Origin of the sequence: Bacillus cereus group sp. BfR-BA-01330, assembly GCF_022663885.1 — a bacterium.
Lineage (GTDB): Bacteria > Bacillota > Bacilli > Bacillales > Bacillaceae_G > Bacillus_A > Bacillus_A cereus.
The window spans coordinates 912,642-930,695 of sequence record NZ_JAKUGK010000001.1; the positions used below are offsets into that span (position 1 = coordinate 912,642).

Consider the following 18,054-nt stretch of genomic DNA (forward strand, 5'->3'; position numbering starts at 1 on the left):
GAAAGTATGTGACATATGGAAATTGATTTTTCGAAAAAATAGATAATGATAGTATAATAGGGAGAAGTGGAAGAGATGTTAGCAGTTATTTATACAGCAAATTAAGTGGAGGAATGAAACATGTATAAAACATTTCTATTTGATTTAGATGGAACTTTAACGGATCCGAAAGAAGGAATTGTAAATTCGGTTTTGTATGCGTTAAAAAAAGTAGGAATTGAAGAAGTACATATAAGTGAGTTAGATTCATTTATAGGTCCTCCTATTCAGCAATCATTCGTAGAGAGATATAATATGAGTGAAGGAGAGGTTGAACGTGCAGTTTTTTACTTCCGTGAGTATTTAAAGCAGCGTGGATTGTTTGAAAATAATGTATACGAGGGGATTCTGAAGCTCTTGCAACAATTAAAAAGTTCAGGGAATCGCATATTTGTAGCAACTTCAAAGCCCACTGTATTTGCGAAACAAGTTATAGAGCATTTTCAATTAACGAATTATTTCGAAGACATCATTGGAAGTAATTTAGATGGTACGAGAATAAAAAAAGAAGAAATAATTGCTCATATTTTACAAAAAAATGAAGAACTAAATAAAGAAGAAATGATAATGATTGGTGATAGAAAGCACGATATAATAGGTGCAAATCAGAATGGAATTGCTTCAATTGGTGTTTTATATGGCTATGGCTGTGAAAAAGAACTGACTGAAGTTAGTGCGACCTACATAGTGAAAGATGTTGAAGAACTGTATCATTTTTGTGTAGAGAAAAATTTAATACAGCAGTAAATATAGATTCTAGCAATCCCTTTATAACGTATGACGATGAATTCGTTTCTGTTTAAAGGGATTTTTCATATGTAATCGAATAATTATAATTAGACATTTTTAGCATAAAAATTTGTATGAATAAGAGGAGGGATGTCAGAATTAAAAGGTTAGTAGAAATTTATCAATAAAATTTAGAATATTCTGTTTAATGGAGGGGTAAAATTGGAGTTAGTTATTATATTATTAGCACTAAGTTTACTTATGTTCGTAGCATACAGAGGTTTTTCTGTTATTTTATTCGCACCGATATTTGCATTATTTGCAGTATTTTTGACAGAACCTAGTTATGTATTACCTTTCTTTTCTAATATCTTTATGGAGAAAATGGTTGGATTTATAAAATTATATTTTCCTGTGTTTTTATTAGGAGCAATATTTGGAAAAGTAGTGGAAATGTCAGGAATTGCAGATTCTATCGCAAAAACAATTATTGAGTTAGTTGGTGAAAAACGTACTATATTAGCGATTGTATTAATGGGGGCTATTTTAACGTATAGTGGTGTTAGTGTGTATGTAGTAGTGTTTGCTGTTTATCCGTTCGCAGCTAAGTTGTTTCGACAAGCTAATATTCCAAAGCGTTTAATCCCTGGAACGATTGTTCTTGGAGCAGTAACGTTTACAATGGATGCGTTACCTGGATCACCACAAATTCAAAATGTAATACCTACAACATTTTTTAAAACGGATATTTATGCTGCACCGATACTTGGGATTGTAGGAGCAATTTTTGTTCTTACAGTAGGTTTACTATATTTAGAGAGTAGACGTAAGAAGGCAAAAGCGGCAGGTGAAGGATACTTTGGTTTTAATGATGGAAATACTGAAATGGCAGCATCTTTGCAAGTAGAACAAAAAAATATGCCATTAATTAATAACATTGAAATCACAAGAGCACAACAACTTATTGCATTTATACCACTTATTTTAGTAGGTGTAATGAATAAAGTGTTTACTATTATGATACCGAAGTGGTATCCAAGCGGTTTTGATTTTTCTGCAATTGGTATGAAAGCATTTGGAAAAGTAGAATTAAGTGCAGTAGTAGGAATTTGGTCTGTAGAATTGGCACTTATTATAGGGATCTTAACAACGTTATTATTATATTGGAAGCGAGTAGTAACAGGTTTCCAAGCTGGATTGAATACAAGTATTGGTGGAGCGCTACTTGCAACGATGAATACAGGAGCTGAGTTTGGATTCGGTGGTGTCATTGCAGCACTTCCAGGTTTCGCAATTATGAGAGATGGCATCTCTGCTACTTTCACAAATCCGTTAGTGAATGGTGCAGTAACGACGAATATTTTAGCTGGAATTACAGGCTCGGCATCAGGAGGAATGGGAATAGTATTAAGTGCAATGGGAGATAAATTTATTGCAGCGGCCAATCAATTTGATATTCCATTAGAAGTTATGCACCGTATCGTATCAATGGCATCAGGAGGAATGGATACACTACCACATAACGGGGCTATTATTACTATTCTTACAGTAACAGGATTAACACATAAACAGTCATATAAAGATATATTTGCTATTACAATTTTGAAAACGGTTGCTGTATTTTTAGTTATCGCATTCTATACTTTAACAGGACTCTATTAAAAAATTTGAATCGTAAAGATTCATCAAATCGATAATTTATGTTATAAAATATTAATTAGGATAAGAAGGGGTGGGGGACTTGCAAGAGGTTTCTGAGTTTCGTATGCCAAAGTCGGTATTATATGGAAGGAATTCGCTTGAAAAACTGGGAGAACAATCAAAAAAGTTAGGGAAAAGAGCTTTTATAGTTACTGATACAATTATGGAGAAATTAGGATATGTTGAAAAGTGTATGCAACAACTAAATAAGAAAGGCATTACTGTTAGTACATATAATAAAGTGGATGCTGAGCCTACAAATATACACGTATTAGAAGCGTTATCTCTTTGTAAAGAGGAAAAGTGCGATTTTATTATCGGTATTGGTGGTGGAAGTTGTATTGATGCTGCGAAAGCGGTAGCGGTTTTATATACAAATGGTGGAGAAGTTGAGGATTATGTCCAAAAGGATATTAAAATAGAAAACAATCCACTACCACTTATTGCAATTCCAACAACTTCTGGTACTGGATCGGAAGTTACAAGTGTAGCAGTAATTACGAATAAAAAAACAGATGTAAAAATGATGATGAAGCATCCTAGTTTTATACCGAAAGTAGCAATTATAGATCCAGTTTTGACAAGTTCGTTACCCCCACAAATTACGGCAGCAACAGGAATAGATGCGTTATGTCATGCGATTGAAGCTTATATTTCTAAATTTTCACAACCACTTACAGATGTACTTGCTCTTTCAGCTATTGAAAGTATTATGAAATATTTACGTATAGCATATGAAGATGGACGTAATATGGAGGCAAGAGAAGCGATGATGATTGCTTCCTTACAAGCTGGAATTGCATTTTCTAATGCATCAGTTACATTAGTTCATGGAATGTCAAGGCCAGTGGGAGCATTATTTCATGTACCGCATGGAATATCAAATGCCATACTATTACCTACAGTGTTAGAGTTTACAAAAACAAGTGCAATGAAAAGGTTAGCAAAAATTGGACGTAGTTTAAATAAGGATTTGTATTCGAATTCTGATGAGGAAGTAGCAGACTACACACTTGGTGAAATAAAAAAACTTTGCTTTGATCTTCGTATTCCAAATTTAAAAGAATACGGAATCGATGAAATTGAATTTGAAAATGCTATTTCTAAAATGGCATCAGATGCAATTGAAAGTGGTAGCCCAGCTAATAACCCACGTGTTCCATCATATGATGAAATCAAAGAGCTGTATCGAGAGTGTTTTAATTATAAGTATAAAGAATTTATAAAAACATCAGATTATTAATTTCAGAATATTCTATAAAAATTTCCTTGGAAATGAAAGCAGAATTATTCTTTATTATTTCCATATTTCCGTTAAAACAAGACTTTATATTCCAAACTTAAAGTCTTGTTTTATTATGTATAATATACACAATAAAACGTTGTTATTAGTTTTATAAAAATAGTTTAGGTAGGTGTTTATATGAAAACGATAGGTCTTATAGGTGGCATGAGTTGGGAATCAACTTCTGAATATTATCGAATTATTAATGAAGAAATAAAAGAGAGATTAGGAGGGCTACATTCAGCAAAATGTTTGATTAATAGTGTGGATTTTGAAGAGATTGAACGATGTCAGTCTAGCGGAGATTGGGATGGTGCTGGAGAAATTCTAGGGAATGCGGCATATTCATTACAAAAGGGAGGAGCAGACTTTATAATCATTTGTACAAATACAATGCATAAGGTAGTTGAAAAAATAAAGGAGAAAATTGATATTCCAGTCTTACATATTGCTGATGCAACTGCAAAAGAAATTAAAAGAAAAGACATTCAAAAGCTTGGTCTGCTTGGAACTAAATATACAATGGAGCAAGATTTCTATAAGTCACGTATTGAAGAGCATGATATAAAAGTAATAGTACCATCAGGAACAAATAGAGAAAAAGTAAACGAAGTAATATATACAGAATTATGTTTAGGAAAAATAGTAGTTCAATCTAGAGAGTATTATAAAAGGGTTATAGAAGAATTAGTACAAGAAGGAGCACAAGGAATTATATTAGGTTGTACGGAAATAGGTTTATTAATAAAGCAAGAAAACATATCAGTCCCGATATTTGATACGACCCATATACATGCAATTGAAGCAGTCAAGGTAGCTTTAGATAAATAGATTATAATTATATTATGTAAACTTAATTCGTATATCTGGAAAACATTCAGAAAATACTTTATAATGTAAGTGGTTACATTTAAGGGGGAATGCGTATGTTTTCAGTTCAACCAATCGCATTTGTACATAATGAAAGAAAGGAAATAAAAGATGATGAGTGGGGAGAAGTAAGATCCCGTATAACTTTAACTGAAATGTATGCAGAAAAAAGTATACAAGGGATTGAAGATTTTTCTCATATTGAAGTTGTTTTTTATTTTCATAAAGTAACTGACGAGCAAATTCAGTATTTTGCTAGACATCCTAGAAATAATAAGGATTATCCTGAAGTAGGTATTTTTGCACAGCGCGGGAAAAATCGTCCGAATCGCATAGGTGTAACAATTGTAAAGGTGATCAAAAGAGAAGGTAAATCAATTATTGTTGAGGGATTAGATGCTATTGATGGCACTCCTATATTGGATATAAAACCAATAATGAAAGAGTTTATGCCGACAGAAGAAATACACCAGCCTAAATGGGCAACGGATATAATGAGACAGTATTGGAAGGGGAATGGAGTAAAATGAGAATATATGAGGCAACAATTGCAGATTTAGATGGACTGGCATCAGTTTTTAATAACTATCGCATGTTTTATAGACAAGATTCTGATTTAGAAGGGGCAAAAGTATTTTTACGAAATCGAATTGAGAGAAAAGAGTCCGTTATTTTCGTAGCAGTTGAAAACGGCGAATATATTGGATTCACGCAACTATATCCATCATTTTCTTCCATTTCAATGAAAGAATTATGGATTTTAAATGATTTATTTGTACAAGCGGCGAAGCGTGGAGCCGGAACAGGTAAAAAATTATTAGAAGCTGCTAAAGAATACGCATTAGAAAATGGAGCAAAAGGTGTAAAATTGCAAACAGAGATTGATAATTTATCAGCACAACGATTATACGCTGAAAATGGCTATTTGAGAGATAATCGTTATTTCCATTACGAATTAACGTTTTAAAAAATTAAGTTGAAAGAGGCATTTTCAAGAAAAAGAATTTCTTTGTAATGAGAAATTCTTTTTTATTTTTGCCTAAATTAAAAAACATGACAAAAATAAAACGATATTTATTTATTGTTAAACAATAAACGTTATGATAAAATTATGTTGCCATTAAATAAGTGAGGTATTGTAAATGAATCTTAAACGAAGTTCAACAATGTTCTTAAAAGTAATTATTTTTCTTGCTGGAATTTCAGTGCTTGCTTTATGCATACTTTTAGTGCCGGAAATGGCGAATTTCGCAGCAAATTTGTATCCTAATATTGCTCCGATGAAATATCTTGTTTTCATTGTGATGTATGGAGCAGCTGTGCCTTTTTACGTTGCTCTTTATCAGGCTTTCAATCTTTTACAGTACATTGATGAGAACACAGCGTTCTCGGAATTATCAGTAAAGGCGTTAAAGAATATAAAGCGCTGTGCAATTACAATCAGTGGTTTGTATGTATTAAGTTTGCCACTTTTTTATTTTATAGCGAAAAAAATGGACCCTCCTATTGGGTTAGTGGGACTCATTATCGTTTTTGCTTCGCTCGTTATCTCCGTTTTTGCTGCTATCCTCCAACGACTTCTACAAGAGGCAATTAACATAAAATCAGAAAATGATTTGACGGTTTGAGGTGGCGGATATGACAATCATTATTAATATTGACGTCATGTTAGCAAAACGAAAAATGAGTGTAACGGAGCTTTCAGAGAAGGTTGGAATTACGATGGCGAATCTTTCTATTTTGAAAAATGCGAAAGCAAAAGCGGTTCGTTTTTCAACATTAGAAGCGATATGTAAAGCTTTGGAGTGTCAGCCAGGGGATATTTTGGAGTATAAAAACGATGAGAATACTCAATAAAAACAGATAACAAATGTAAATAATAGAAGTCAATAAAGAAGGGATAGCCACTAAGCTATTCCTTCTTTACGTTAATTGCTGTTACTAATAAAAAATATAATTTGAATTGCAATGTTTGCGTATCAAAAGGGAACTTGCTACCTTTTGAGGTGATCCGTTTTGTGGAATACAATTATTTGCCAAAAAGGCTATTTTAACTATGTTTTAAATTATTTCGGGTGAATCAAAATTTTCATTTGTATTATAGTTGATTTAAAACCCAGTTTGTTGCATCTTCAAAGTTATCTGCAATGTAGTTTGGTTCAATATGTTCCCATTTGTCTCGGTACGTATGCAAAGCATCATACCCAGCGCCTGTTCGGACTAGAATCGTAGTCGCATTTACTTTTGCTCCTGCAACAATATCAGTCCAACGATCACCAACTACAGCACATTGTGTTAAATTAAGTCCATGTTTTTTTGCTGCTTTAAGCAGCATGCCTGTACTTGGTTTACGGCATTCACAACCATCACCGTGTTTATGAGGACATACATAAATATCATCAAAACCGAAGCCTTCTAATTCTTGTACAAAATCGGCTACAGTTGCTATTCCATCTGCGATACCGGGTTGATTTGTGAAAGAGAAAATTTTTATATTTTTAGCTTTTAGTTTTTGCAAGGATGTTATTGTGAATGGAAATAATGTAAAAGATCCTGGATAATGTATTGTAGTGTCACCACCAATTGTACCGTCACGATCAATGAAAATTGCTTTAATGTTTGTCATAGTTATAGTCCCTTCACTTTATAAAGTAGTTTAAAAATATTTTACAAATCGGTAGCCATTTACTTCATAACCTAATTTTTTGTAAAAAGGATGAGCTTCTACTCTTTTTGTTCCACTAACTAGCCATGTGCCAATGCAATTATGTTTCTTTGCTAATTGCTCGGCATAATCCATCAAAACTTGTCCAATGCCTTTCCGTCGTATGTTAGAATCAACGCTAATAATTGAAATCTCTCCATAACGTGTTACATCTTCTAAATTTTCACGTATACGAAATCCAAGTAATCCAAATATAGCTTCTTCTTCCTCGTAAACATATAAAAAATCAAACGGACTCATTTGTACGAATTGTAGGCGGTTGTTCATATCTTCATAGGAAATAGAGGAACCTTTTAATTCTTTCGTTAAAGAACAAAGTGCGTCTATATCATCTATCGTTGCTTCACGAATTTGAAAAGACATATTATCAACTCCAATAAAATGTAATCAAACATTTAATATTCTGTTAAAAAATGTTTTTTCCTGCTATGAAAATAAATATTTTATAATGATATATAGATAGTTATATGTTATTCTTTTCCTTGATTGTATTGGAAATGGAAAGAAGGGGAATGCATGTTAAAAGTAAATATCCGCTCAGCTGGATATGAAATAGGCGAAAAAACAATTCATGATATAGTTTTTTCTATCGAAAAAGGTGAACTAGTTGCTCTTATTGGAGCAAATGGTGCTGGGAAAAGTACGACGATTAAAACGATACTCGGATTACTTGTAAATATGGACGGTGAAATATCATTCGGTGAAAAGAAAAATCCGTATGCATACGTACCAGAACATCCAACATACTATGATTACTTGACGCTCTGGGAACATATTGAATTATTAATGGCAACTCGTGGAAGTGAAATGGGGAGTTGGGAAGAACGAGCGGAACAATTATTACATACTTTTCGAATGAATAAGCATAAACATGAGTATTTATCAAAGTTTTCAAAAGGCATGAAACAAAAGTCTATGCTAATATTGGCGTTTTTAACTGAGCCAGATTTTTATATCATTGACGAACCTTTTATCGGTTTAGATCCAGTAGCTACGAAAGAGTTTTTAAATTATTTATATAAAGAAAAAGAGCGCGGGGCAGGAATTTTACTTTGTACGCACGTATTAGATACTGCTGAAAAAATTTGTGAAAGATTTTTACTCATTTCACAAGGTACATTAGTCGCAGATGGACATTTAGAATCTATTCAAATATTAGCGGAAATGCCGGGTAGTTCATTATTAGACTGCTTTGATGTAATTGTAAGGCGTGAACAACATGATTAAACAACAATTTTATAAGAGATTACGCCATGAACTCCAGCGGAAATGGAAGTCTATACGTTCGGTAACAGATTGGACAGTCGCATTATATATTATTATTCCAGCACTTATATTTATGGGAATCTATTATCGATCGCTATGGATAAATGAATTATCAACGGAAGAGACGATTTATTTCGGATTAGGATTACTCGCATTTTATCTAGTAACATATCCAAGAGGAGTTCGTTCATTTTTTGAGCAAGCGGATAGTTTATTTTTAATTTCGTATGCAACACATATGCGAAAATTAGTCCAGTATGGCATGATGTACACATTTGTTCGAATAGCGATAACGAATATAATAGTAGTCGTTATTATGTTACCAGTGTTGATGAAAAGTATCGAAGTAACAGAGATACAAGTCCTATTATTTTGGGTATTCTTTACTATATTTCGATTTATGTTGTCGTTGTTAACGAGATTTGTTCATGTACATGTGGGGAAACGATGGGTTTTATGGATTGTAAAAAATGTAGTATTTTCTATGAGCGTGTCCTTTTTTGGAATTAGTTTATTTTTTATTTATAAAAATCCGTTGTATTCAATTCTATTTATCGGTTTAGTAATTTTCTTAAGTAGTGTATTAGTAAAAGAGAAAATGAATTATAAAAAGTTCTTTTTTAAAGAAATCGAGAAAGAAAAGGAGGAAAGCATGCGCTGGACGAGCGGAATTATGCAAGTTGGTGGTCATGCGGCTAAACCGAGTAGTTCGAATAAAAAACCGTGGATGTTTCCGCGCTCTAAAAGACTTTTAGGGAAAAACGCTGATTCTCGTATTGTCGAATCTTTTTTGAAAGAATTTTTCCGTACAAGTACTGCACGAATATTTTATATTCAAATTGTATGTATCAGTACTGCAAGTATAATTATGACTCCAAGGTGGATTGCAGCTATTGTTCTCGTATTTGCTGTAGTTGCAATTTCTCGCTATGCACGTGATTATTGGAATGAATTTACGAATAAGATGTTTCTTCGTTTATATTGTGATGAAGGGAAATTACTATTGTTAAGATGGAAGGCAGATCGTTATTTACTACTACCAGCAATACTTTTATATGGAATAGTTATACTTTCACAGTTTTATTTATTGCCAGCTGTGGTAGGCAGCGTTGTTTTTATTTTATTAATTGTATGGATTGTATTTGTACCATTAAAAAAGAGCCATTGACGGCTCTTTTTCTAGTCTGTAACACATTGATAAATAAAATATACTAAAACGAGTATACTTGCGGCGGAATACATGACATCTAAAGTCATCTGATCGCCTCCTTATTGTTGTTGTATTTTTATTGTATGAAATCTTACAATTTCATATTCAAGTGAAAAATATGTGAACGTTAACAAAATTGTAAAGTGCAAAAATTACAATCATTTTGTATAATAGAAGAAACCACCGTTATATAAAAAATAATGAGTGAAAGGGGAGGGAACATAAATGCCAAATTGGTTTAGAAAAACCTTAGTCGCATTAATTACCGTGTTTACATTTGGTTTAGTGACGCCTCCTTCCATATTACTTGATAATGCCAAAGCTGCGGACAAGCCTACGAGCACAGCTGGGCAACAAAGTTTGGAGAGCACGTCCTATACATATGAAGAAACGAATGACAGGTTAACCACCGATACTTTTATTACTTATGCAATGCAAGAAGCAGAGAAGCAGTCGATGCAAAAGTTTGGTACTAAAATTGGTCCAGTAATTGAAGATGAGTTTAAAGATGTAATATTACCGAAAATTGAAGAGGCAATTGCTGAGCTTGCTAGTGATGTACCAGAAGATTCACTACAATCATTAGCGATTTCTCAAAAACCAGCTGGTGGAAATAATGAGAAGATTTTTCACGTCTACGATACGAAATCTGGAAATGATTTATTGCGTTTCCATGTAAGAAGAGATCATCCACCGCAAGATGGTTATTATTTTAATTTCCATTACCACCGTTTTGATGATGGATACTCTGGACATCATGAGTTAGGAAATATTTATTGGAATACGAATGTACCACCGAAATGGTTGTCTTAAAAAGAACAAGAGAAAATCTTGTTCTTTTTTATTTTTATAGAAGGGACAGACAACTATGTTGTTGAATAACATAGGTTTAGAAAAAAGAAGCAAAGGGAGTATGGGAATGCAAAAATATATTGTTTTTGACTTTGATGGCACATTAGTAGATTCACAAAATATATTTGTACCGATTTATAATCAACTTGCTGAAAAACATGGGTATAAAGCAGTAAAGGAAGACGAAATTGAACATTTACGTAAATTAACGATGCCAGAGAGATGTAAACAACTTAATGTACCACTGTATAAACTACCGATATTAGCGTTGGAATTTTATAAATTATATCAGCCTGCTATAAAAAATCTCGTTTTGTTCCATGGGATGAAAGAAGTATTAGATGAACTACATAAAAAAGGCTACGGAATTGCAGTCATATCATCGAACTCAGAAGAGCATATTCGGGCGTTTTTACACAAGAATGGTATCGAAAATATTCAAGAAGTGTATTGTTCTAAAAATTTGTTTGGTAAAGATAAAATGATAAAAAGATTTTTGAAATCAAAAAAAATAACAGAGAAAGATATGTTATATGTCGGTGATGAACAGCGAGACGTAGCAGCGTGTAAAAAGGCTGGAGTGAACGTAATCTGGGTATCTTGGGGATATGATGTTATTGAAACAGTGAAAAAAGATGCACCAGATTACATGGTTCATAAGCCGATGGAAATTGTGCAGGTAGTACAAGGAGCGTATTCTTAATATGAATACACTGCGAGCGGGCATTCATCATATTGAATTTTGGGTAGCAAATTTAGAGGAATCCATTTCTTTTTATAATAAGTTGTTTTCCATAATTGGGTGGAGAAAGTTAAATGAAATAGCATATAGCACAGGAGAAAGTGAAATATACTTTAAAGAAGTAGATGAGGAAATTGTAAGGACGTTAGGGCCTAGACATATTTGTTATCAAGCTATTCATAGAGAAGTAGTTGAGGAAGTAGCAGATTTTCTTTCTAGTACGAAAGTGAAGGTAATACGTGGTCCAATTGAAATGAATCATTATTCGGAAGGTTACTATACGATTGATTTTTACGATCCGAATGGATTTATTGTAGAAGTTGCCTATACACCAAATGCAGAAATGTAAGGGGAATAGATATGAAGATAATTACAGCATGGCAAAACAATATACAAATAGTAAAAAATGCAGTGGATATTAAAGAAATTTCTAAAGGTTTTTCACCTGATAAGAAATATATAATTACGAGTGCGAATAATGATAAATATTTATTGCGGACAGGCGATATAAAAGAGTATGAAAGAAAGAAAATAGAGTTTCAAATTTTAAATGAAATGCAAAATCGTAGTGTGCAAGCACAAAAACCAATTGAAATAGGTTTGTTGGCAGAAGAAGGTTTATGCTATGGCATCTTTTCGTATTTAGAAGGGGAAGATGCGAAGAAGTTATTGCCTACGTATTCACCAAAAGAACAATATGATATTGGTATAGAGGCAGGGAAAGATTTAGCAAAAATGCATACATATGAAGCTCCTAATAATATACTTCCATGGTATGAAAGAGCAATGAAAAAACATAGTAAATATTTAGAGGCATATAAAACATGTGGAATAAACATAAAAAATGATGATAAAATCATAAAGTTTATAGAAGAAAATGAAATATATTTAAAGAGCCGCCCGAATCGATTTCAACACGATGATTTTCATTTAGAAAATATAATTGTACGGGATGGAAAATATGTAGGTGTTGTTGATTTTAATGGCTATGACTGGGGCGACCCAATTCATGATTTCGTAAAAATTGCACTGTTTGCAAGGGACATTAGTATTCCGTATTCAATCGGACAAATAGAAGGATACTTTAATAGAAAAATACCAGAGGAATTCTGGAAATTATACACGGTGTACGTTGGTATGACAGTTTTCTCCTCAGTTGTCTGGACATTACGAGCAGCGCCGCATATGTTAGATGATATGTTAGAGCGCCTTACTATAGTTTTAGAGGATCATAATAACTTTGAGTTATCGAAGCCAATTTGGTTTCAATCAGATAAGATTGATATGAAATAGAAAAGGTAGGTGTGATTCGCACCTACCTTTATTTTTTACCATCAAAATACTTATTTAAGTTTCTTAAATGTAAGCGGCTGAGTACTTAATGTAGCTGGTACATGTAACTGAAGGGATGGGAATTCACCACTTACATTCATTTCATAAGCGAATAATAAGCTCATTTTCATTTGGAATAAGTCAACTTTTGCAGAGAAGATGTCGTAATGATGATGCCCTAATTGAATATCCATTTCCATAAATTGTACATATAACGAATCATCTCGTTTGTATACTTGTAATGTTCCATATGCAGGATGTTCAAAAGTACCAGTATAATCCTCTAACTTGTGCGAAGGTGTAGTCCCTTTAATTTGTTCAGGGAGGGATTCAGTTGCTTCTTTCATCATTTCCTTCATTTTTTTAGTATCTTCTACAGCACGTTTATGCCAATCAATGGATTCTAATTCAAGTAGTTCGTCATAAATTTGATTAGCGAGATAAGTAGGAAGTAATGTTCCTCCAGCATTCGTTAAAATGACAAGGCCTATGTTTTCTGTTGGTATGAATGAAACAAGCGCTGAAAATCCATCAATATTACCGCCATGATGAATCACTTTTTTACCACGATAAGCGCTAATAAACCAACCAAGACCGTAACTATTTAATGGAGATTCAGGGAGTGATAAAACCGGTTGGTCTGGAATTGAATTGTGTGGTGTATACATTTGTTGTAATAATTCAGAGGAGATTAATTCATGATCTCCAAATTTTCCTTCATTTAAGTGGAGAAGTACCCAATTTGCCATATCTTCAATTGTGGAATTAATACACCCAGCAGCGCCAACTGTATCGATGTTACGGAATGGAACTGCTTTTATTTCACCGTCATTTTCAATGTAAGGTAAAGCGTAATCATCTGTAGTTTGTGAATCGTTAACAGAGAAGTTTGTATGTCTCATATTTAAAGGTTCTAAAATATGTTCTGTAGTGTATTGCTCCCACGTTTGATTTGTAATGTTTTCAACAATGTAGCTAATTGTTGCATACATTAAATTGTTATATAGAAATGCAGTTCGGAACGGTGCATCAAGTGGTAAATGTTTTATTTTTTCAACGAGATCTTTTCGAGATAAGGAAGAACTGTACCAAAGAGCCTCATGACGACTCACTCCAGTTCGATGAGAAGCTAAATCCCGTCCTGTAACTTGTGAGCTAGCAAGTAGTTCAGATAAAGTAAAGTTAGGTATATAAGACTGGATAGGGGTATCCCAATTAAACTTTTTTTGCTGTGCTAACAAGCTTAATGAAAGTGTGCCAAATGCTTTCGTTGAGGAACCGATTGCGAATCGAGTATTCGGGGTAACAGCCTCTTTTGTTTCTATATTACGATAGCCGAAACCTTCTGAAATAATAACTTCACCGTCTTTTATAACAGCGACAGCAGCACCAGGAACATTTAAATCCTTCATCATTTTTTCAGCCGTTGTTTGTAAAGAAGTCATAACAGGCGTTTCAATTTTAGACATACTTCTAACCTCCAAATATAAATTTTGTTCTACCGCACTATACTTTCGGTAATAGAAAATGAAAACCTTTTTATATTTGGAAAGTTAATAATTTTGTAAGAATTAGCGCAAGAAATTTTATTAATTAGGATTATTAAATTTATCATTTTTCATGTTATGATAAATTGCATATACGATTGAAAGAAGGTTTTCCTACATATGAAACATGCTGAAAATGAATACTTAAATTTATGCCGCCATGTAATGGAACATGGTACGAAGAAAGAAGACCGTACAGGGACAGGCACTGTATCTGTATTTGGATATCAAATGCGTTTTGATCTAAGTAAAGGTTTTCCTTTATTAACAACAAAGAGAGTACCGTTTCGCCTTGTAGCAAGTGAACTGCTTTGGTTTATGAAAGGTGATACAAATATTCGCTATTTATTGCAGCATAATAATAACATTTGGAATGAATGGGCTTTTAAGAGCTGGGTAGAAAGTGATGAGTATACTGGTCCTGACATGACTGATTTTGGTCTTCGCTCACAACAAGATGAAGAATTTAAAGTACAGTACGACGAGCAAATGGAATTGTTTAAAAAGAACGTTTTAGAAGATGATGAGTTCTCAAATAAATATGGTTATTTAGGAGACGTTTACGGTAAACAGTGGCGTGCTTGGAAAACGACAGCTGGTGAGACACTTGATCAATTAAAAGATGTAATTGAAATGATTAAAAAAACACCAGACTCACGTCGTTTAATCGTTTCTGCCTGGAATCCAGAAGATGTACCAAGTATGGCCTTACCGCCTTGTCATACGCTATTCCAGTTTTATGTAGCAGATGGAAAGCTTTCTTGTCAGTTATATCAAAGAAGTGGTGACATATTCCTTGGGATTCCATTTAACATTGCAAGTTACTCACTACTAACACATTTAATTGCACATGAATGCGGACTTGAAGTGGGAGAATTTGTTCATACAATTGGTGATGCACACATTTATACAAATCATTTTGAACAAGTAGAAAAGCAATTGGCACGTGAACCACGTCCATTCCCGAAACTTACATTAAATCCAGATGTTAAATCTGTTTTCGATTTTGAAATGGAAGATTTAACGATTGAAGGATACGATCCGCATCCAGCAATTAAAGCACCGGTTGCAGTATAATTGTAGAGGAGATGAAAAAATGATTGTTTCATTTATGGTCGCTATGGACGAAAATAGAGTAATTGGTAAAGATAATAATTTACCTTGGCGTTTACCGAGTGAATTACAATACGTGAAGAAAACAACGATGGGTCACCCGCTTATTATGGGAAGAAAGAACTATGAAGCGATTGGTAGACCACTGCCTGGAAGACGTAATATTATTGTAACTCGTAATGAAGGGTATCATGTTGAAGGTTGTGAAGTTGTTCATTCTGTAGAAGAAGTGTTTGAACTATGTAAAAATGAAGAAGAGATTTTTATTTTTGGTGGAGCGCAAATTTACGACCTCTTTTTACCTTATGTAGACAAGTTATATATAACAAAAATCCATCATGCATTTGAAGGAGATACATTCTTCCCAGAAATAGATATGACAAATTGGAAAGAGATTTTTGTAGAAAAAGGTTTAACGGATGAAAAAAACCCATATACGTATTATTACCATGTATATGAGAAACAACAATAATAAAAAAGATTGATGTGAGAATTCGCATCAATCTTTTTATTTATATTCACCAATATAAGTTTATAGATGAGATTCGATAGTGCTATAATGATAGGTAGCATGTAAAAATGCTAAAATTTTCAAAAGTACTAATATAGAAAGAGGAGGAGAATCGATTGAGAAAGATATGGGGGATTCTTTTTCTTTGCTTAACATTCATGTTAGTTGGATGTGGTAAAGAAGAAAAACCACAAGAAGCGTTTGATACATATGTAAAAGCGTGGAATAAACAAAAATTTGCAGATATGTATGATCAACTATCAAAAAATGCAAAAAAAGATATTTCAAAGAAAGAGTTTACTGAGAAATATGAAAAAATTTATTCTGGTATCGAAGTGAAAGACTTAAAGGTAGAAACAGGGGAAGTAAAAGAAGATAAAAAAGATGAAGGCCCTGTTCCTTTTAAAGTAAGCATGGATACAGTTGGTGGTAAAATTACATTTGGTCATGAAGCAAAAATGGTGAAAGAAAAAGATGGAGATAAAGAATCTTGGAAAATAGATTGGACTCCTGATTTTATTTTCCCAGGCATGACGAAAGATAGTAAAGTGCGTATGCAGACAACACAGCCAAAACGTGGTGAAATATACGATCGTAATGGAAAAGGTCTTGCAACGAATGGGAAAGCTTCTGAAATCGGATTGATTCCTGAAAAGTTAGGCGATACTGCTCCGCAAACGAAAGAAACAGTAGCGAAGTTATTAAATATGTCTGTAGAAGAAATTGATCAAAAATTAGCTGCTAAATGGGTAAAACCAGGGTATCTCGTACCAATTGGAATTTTGCCTGAAGGGGCAACACAAAATACGTACATTGATTTACCAGGTGTTTCAACAAAACCTGTAAATGTTCGTACATATCCGTTAGGGGAAGCGGCAGCTCATCTGACTGGTTATATTGGAAAGGTAAATGCTGAAGATTTAAAAACGCTACAAAAGAAAGGCTATCAAGCTGATGACCCAGTTGGTAAAGCTGGTTTAGAGCAAGTATTAGAGGAAAAGCTACGCGGTAAAAAAGGTGGCCGTGTCTTTGTAGAAGATGCGCAAGGAAAAGAAATTAAAAACTTGGCAAAAACAGATGCTGTTGATGGAGAAAATGTAACTTTAACTATTGATAGTGTTGTTCAAGAAAAAACGTATAATGAAATGAAGGGCGAAGCTGGTTCAAGTGCAGCAATTAATCCGAAAAGTGGAGAAACAATTGCACTAGTAAGTAGTCCAGCATATGATCCTAATATAATTGCACGAGGGACATCGAAGGCACAACGCGAAGCTTGGAATAATGATCCGAAAAAACCAATGACAAATCGCTTTACACAATTGTCGGTACCAGGTTCTGTATTTAAACCTATTACAGCTGCAATTGGTCTTGAAACGAAAACAATTGATCCAAAAGAAGAGTTGAAAATTGAAGGATTAAAATGGACAAAAGATTCTTCTTGGGGTAATTACTATGTAACGCGTGTGAAAGATGCAAATCCGATTGATCTTGATAAGGCGATGAAATACTCGGATAATATTTACTTCGCACAAGAAGCTTTGAAAATCGGAAAAGACAAGTTTATGAGTGAAGCAAAAAAATTCGGATTCGATGAGAAACTACCAATTGAATATGGATTCCCTGCTTCTAAAATTGCAAATGACGGCATTAAAAATGATATTCAAATGGCAGATACGGGATATGGACAAGGACAAGTATTAATGACTCCTCTTCATTTAGCTTTAACGTATGCGCCAATTGTAAATGATGGAACGATTCCGTCACCGTATATTATTAAAACAGATAAACAACCAAAAGCTTGGAAAGAAAATGTAATTTCTAAAGGAAATCAGGATATATTAAAAACTGCAATGACGAAAGTAATTAATGATCCAGATGGTACAGGGAAAATTGCTAAAATTGATGGTATGACTCTTGCTGGAAAAACAGGTACAGCGGAATTAAAAGTATCAAAAGAGGCCGAAGGAAAAGAACTAGGTTGGTTCGCTGCATTTGATTTAAATTCGCCAGATATGGTCATTACAATGATGATTGAAGATGTAAAAGGTAGAGGCGGAAGTAATATTCCAGCTGAAAAAGTAAAACATGTATTTCAAAAATAATATGTAATAGAAGGCTATCTCTATAGGTTG

At 33.5% G+C, this 18,054-nt stretch carries 20 protein-coding genes; 17 read left to right on the top strand and 3 right to left on the bottom strand.

Features of this window, described 5'->3' with window-relative positions:
- Positions 1-120: 120 nt before the first annotated feature.
- From MR112_RS04690 to MR112_RS04725, 8 genes are all read left to right on the top strand, one after another.
- On the top strand, positions 121-786 hold the full coding sequence (locus MR112_RS04690) for an HAD family hydrolase (RefSeq protein WP_000278485.1): 666 nt from the start codon (positions 121-123) through the stop codon (positions 784-786).
- 204 nt (positions 787-990) lie between these two features.
- Positions 991-2,430, top strand: a complete 1,440-nt coding sequence (locus MR112_RS04695; protein ID WP_000424332.1) for a GntP family permease — start codon at positions 991-993, stop codon at positions 2,428-2,430.
- Between the two features lie 79 nt (positions 2,431-2,509).
- Complete coding sequence (locus MR112_RS04700) at positions 2,510-3,712, top strand: iron-containing alcohol dehydrogenase (RefSeq protein ID WP_065211744.1); 1,203 nt, start codon at positions 2,510-2,512, stop codon at positions 3,710-3,712.
- A gap of 180 nt (positions 3,713-3,892) precedes the next feature.
- Positions 3,893-4,585, top strand: coding sequence for an aspartate/glutamate racemase family protein (locus MR112_RS04705; protein WP_242244821.1), 693 nt, complete (start codon positions 3,893-3,895; stop codon positions 4,583-4,585).
- 95 nt (positions 4,586-4,680) lie between these two features.
- Positions 4,681-5,154, top strand: a complete 474-nt coding sequence (locus tag MR112_RS04710; protein WP_000493257.1) for an SAM-dependent methyltransferase — start codon at positions 4,681-4,683, stop codon at positions 5,152-5,154.
- Positions 5,151-5,591, top strand: coding sequence for a GNAT family N-acetyltransferase (locus MR112_RS04715; RefSeq protein WP_001223873.1), 441 nt, complete (start codon positions 5,151-5,153; stop codon positions 5,589-5,591). The genes MR112_RS04710 and MR112_RS04715 overlap by 4 nt, the downstream gene beginning before the upstream one ends.
- Positions 5,592-5,766: 175 nt before the next feature.
- A complete protein-coding gene (locus tag MR112_RS04720) occupies positions 5,767-6,252 on the top strand; it encodes a DUF2975 domain-containing protein (protein ID WP_071740321.1) in 486 nt (161 codons plus the stop codon).
- 10 nt (positions 6,253-6,262) lie between these two features.
- Entirely contained in the window at positions 6,263-6,481 is a 219-nt protein-coding gene (locus MR112_RS04725) for a helix-turn-helix domain-containing protein (protein WP_000152532.1), read from the top strand.
- 241 nt (positions 6,482-6,722) lie between these two features.
- Here the strand turns inward: MR112_RS04725 and MR112_RS04730 are convergent, their stop codons facing one another.
- Together MR112_RS04730 and MR112_RS04735 are read right to left on the bottom strand one after the other, a co-directional pair.
- On the bottom strand, positions 6,723-7,250 hold the full coding sequence (locus MR112_RS04730; RefSeq protein WP_226368542.1) for an HAD-IIIA family hydrolase: 528 nt from the start codon (positions 7,248-7,250) through the stop codon (positions 6,723-6,725).
- Between the two features lie 30 nt (positions 7,251-7,280).
- A complete protein-coding gene (locus tag MR112_RS04735) occupies positions 7,281-7,712 on the bottom strand; it encodes a GNAT family N-acetyltransferase (protein ID WP_000009777.1) in 432 nt (143 codons plus the stop codon).
- 153 nt (positions 7,713-7,865) lie between these two features.
- On the opposite strand from MR112_RS04735, the gene MR112_RS04740 reads away from it, so the two are divergent.
- From MR112_RS04740 to MR112_RS04765, 6 genes are all read left to right on the top strand, one after another.
- Entirely contained in the window at positions 7,866-8,576 is a 711-nt protein-coding gene (locus tag MR112_RS04740) for an ABC transporter ATP-binding protein (RefSeq protein ID WP_242244822.1), read from the top strand.
- Positions 8,569-9,783 carry an ABC transporter permease gene (locus MR112_RS04745; protein ID WP_242244823.1) on the top strand — a complete coding sequence of 405 codons (1,215 nt, stop codon included), beginning with the start codon at positions 8,569-8,571 and terminating at the stop codon, positions 9,781-9,783. The genes MR112_RS04740 and MR112_RS04745 overlap by 8 nt, the downstream gene beginning before the upstream one ends.
- A gap of 267 nt (positions 9,784-10,050) precedes the next feature.
- The gene (locus MR112_RS04750) at positions 10,051-10,638 is read left to right on the top strand and encodes a YpjP family protein (RefSeq protein WP_001134421.1); all 588 of its coding nucleotides are present in this window, start codon (positions 10,051-10,053) and stop codon (positions 10,636-10,638) included.
- 106 nt (positions 10,639-10,744) lie between these two features.
- On the top strand, positions 10,745-11,380 hold the full coding sequence (locus MR112_RS04755; protein WP_025687389.1) for an HAD family hydrolase: 636 nt from the start codon (positions 10,745-10,747) through the stop codon (positions 11,378-11,380).
- 1 nt (position 11,381) lies between these two features.
- Positions 11,382-11,768 (top strand): VOC family protein, encoded by a 387-nt coding sequence (locus MR112_RS04760; RefSeq protein ID WP_001094664.1) that lies wholly within the window; start codon positions 11,382-11,384, stop codon positions 11,766-11,768.
- An 11-nt stretch (positions 11,769-11,779) separates the two neighbouring features.
- Positions 11,780-12,712 carry an aminoglycoside phosphotransferase family protein gene (locus tag MR112_RS04765; protein ID WP_071740323.1) on the top strand — a complete coding sequence of 311 codons (933 nt, stop codon included), beginning with the start codon at positions 11,780-11,782 and terminating at the stop codon, positions 12,710-12,712.
- 50 nt (positions 12,713-12,762) lie between these two features.
- Here the strand turns inward: MR112_RS04765 and MR112_RS04770 are convergent, their stop codons facing one another.
- Positions 12,763-14,220, bottom strand: a complete 1,458-nt coding sequence (locus MR112_RS04770; RefSeq protein ID WP_226368540.1) for a serine hydrolase — start codon at positions 14,218-14,220, stop codon at positions 12,763-12,765.
- Positions 14,221-14,418: 198 nt separating this feature from the next.
- On the opposite strand from MR112_RS04770, the gene MR112_RS04775 reads away from it, so the two are divergent.
- The 3 genes from MR112_RS04775 to pbpC all read left to right on the top strand — a co-directional run bounded on the left by MR112_RS04775 (position 14,419) and on the right by pbpC (position 18,024).
- On the top strand, positions 14,419-15,375 hold the full coding sequence (locus MR112_RS04775) for a thymidylate synthase (RefSeq protein WP_000679609.1): 957 nt from the start codon (positions 14,419-14,421) through the stop codon (positions 15,373-15,375).
- A 19-nt stretch (positions 15,376-15,394) separates the two neighbouring features.
- On the top strand, positions 15,395-15,883 hold the full coding sequence (locus MR112_RS04780) for a dihydrofolate reductase (protein WP_000637205.1): 489 nt from the start codon (positions 15,395-15,397) through the stop codon (positions 15,881-15,883).
- A 155-nt stretch (positions 15,884-16,038) separates the two neighbouring features.
- Positions 16,039-18,024: a penicillin-binding protein 3 gene (gene pbpC, locus MR112_RS04785; protein WP_001227248.1), complete on the top strand. Its 1,986-nt coding sequence runs from the start codon at positions 16,039-16,041 to the stop codon at positions 18,022-18,024.
- Positions 18,025-18,054 lie beyond the last annotated feature (30 nt).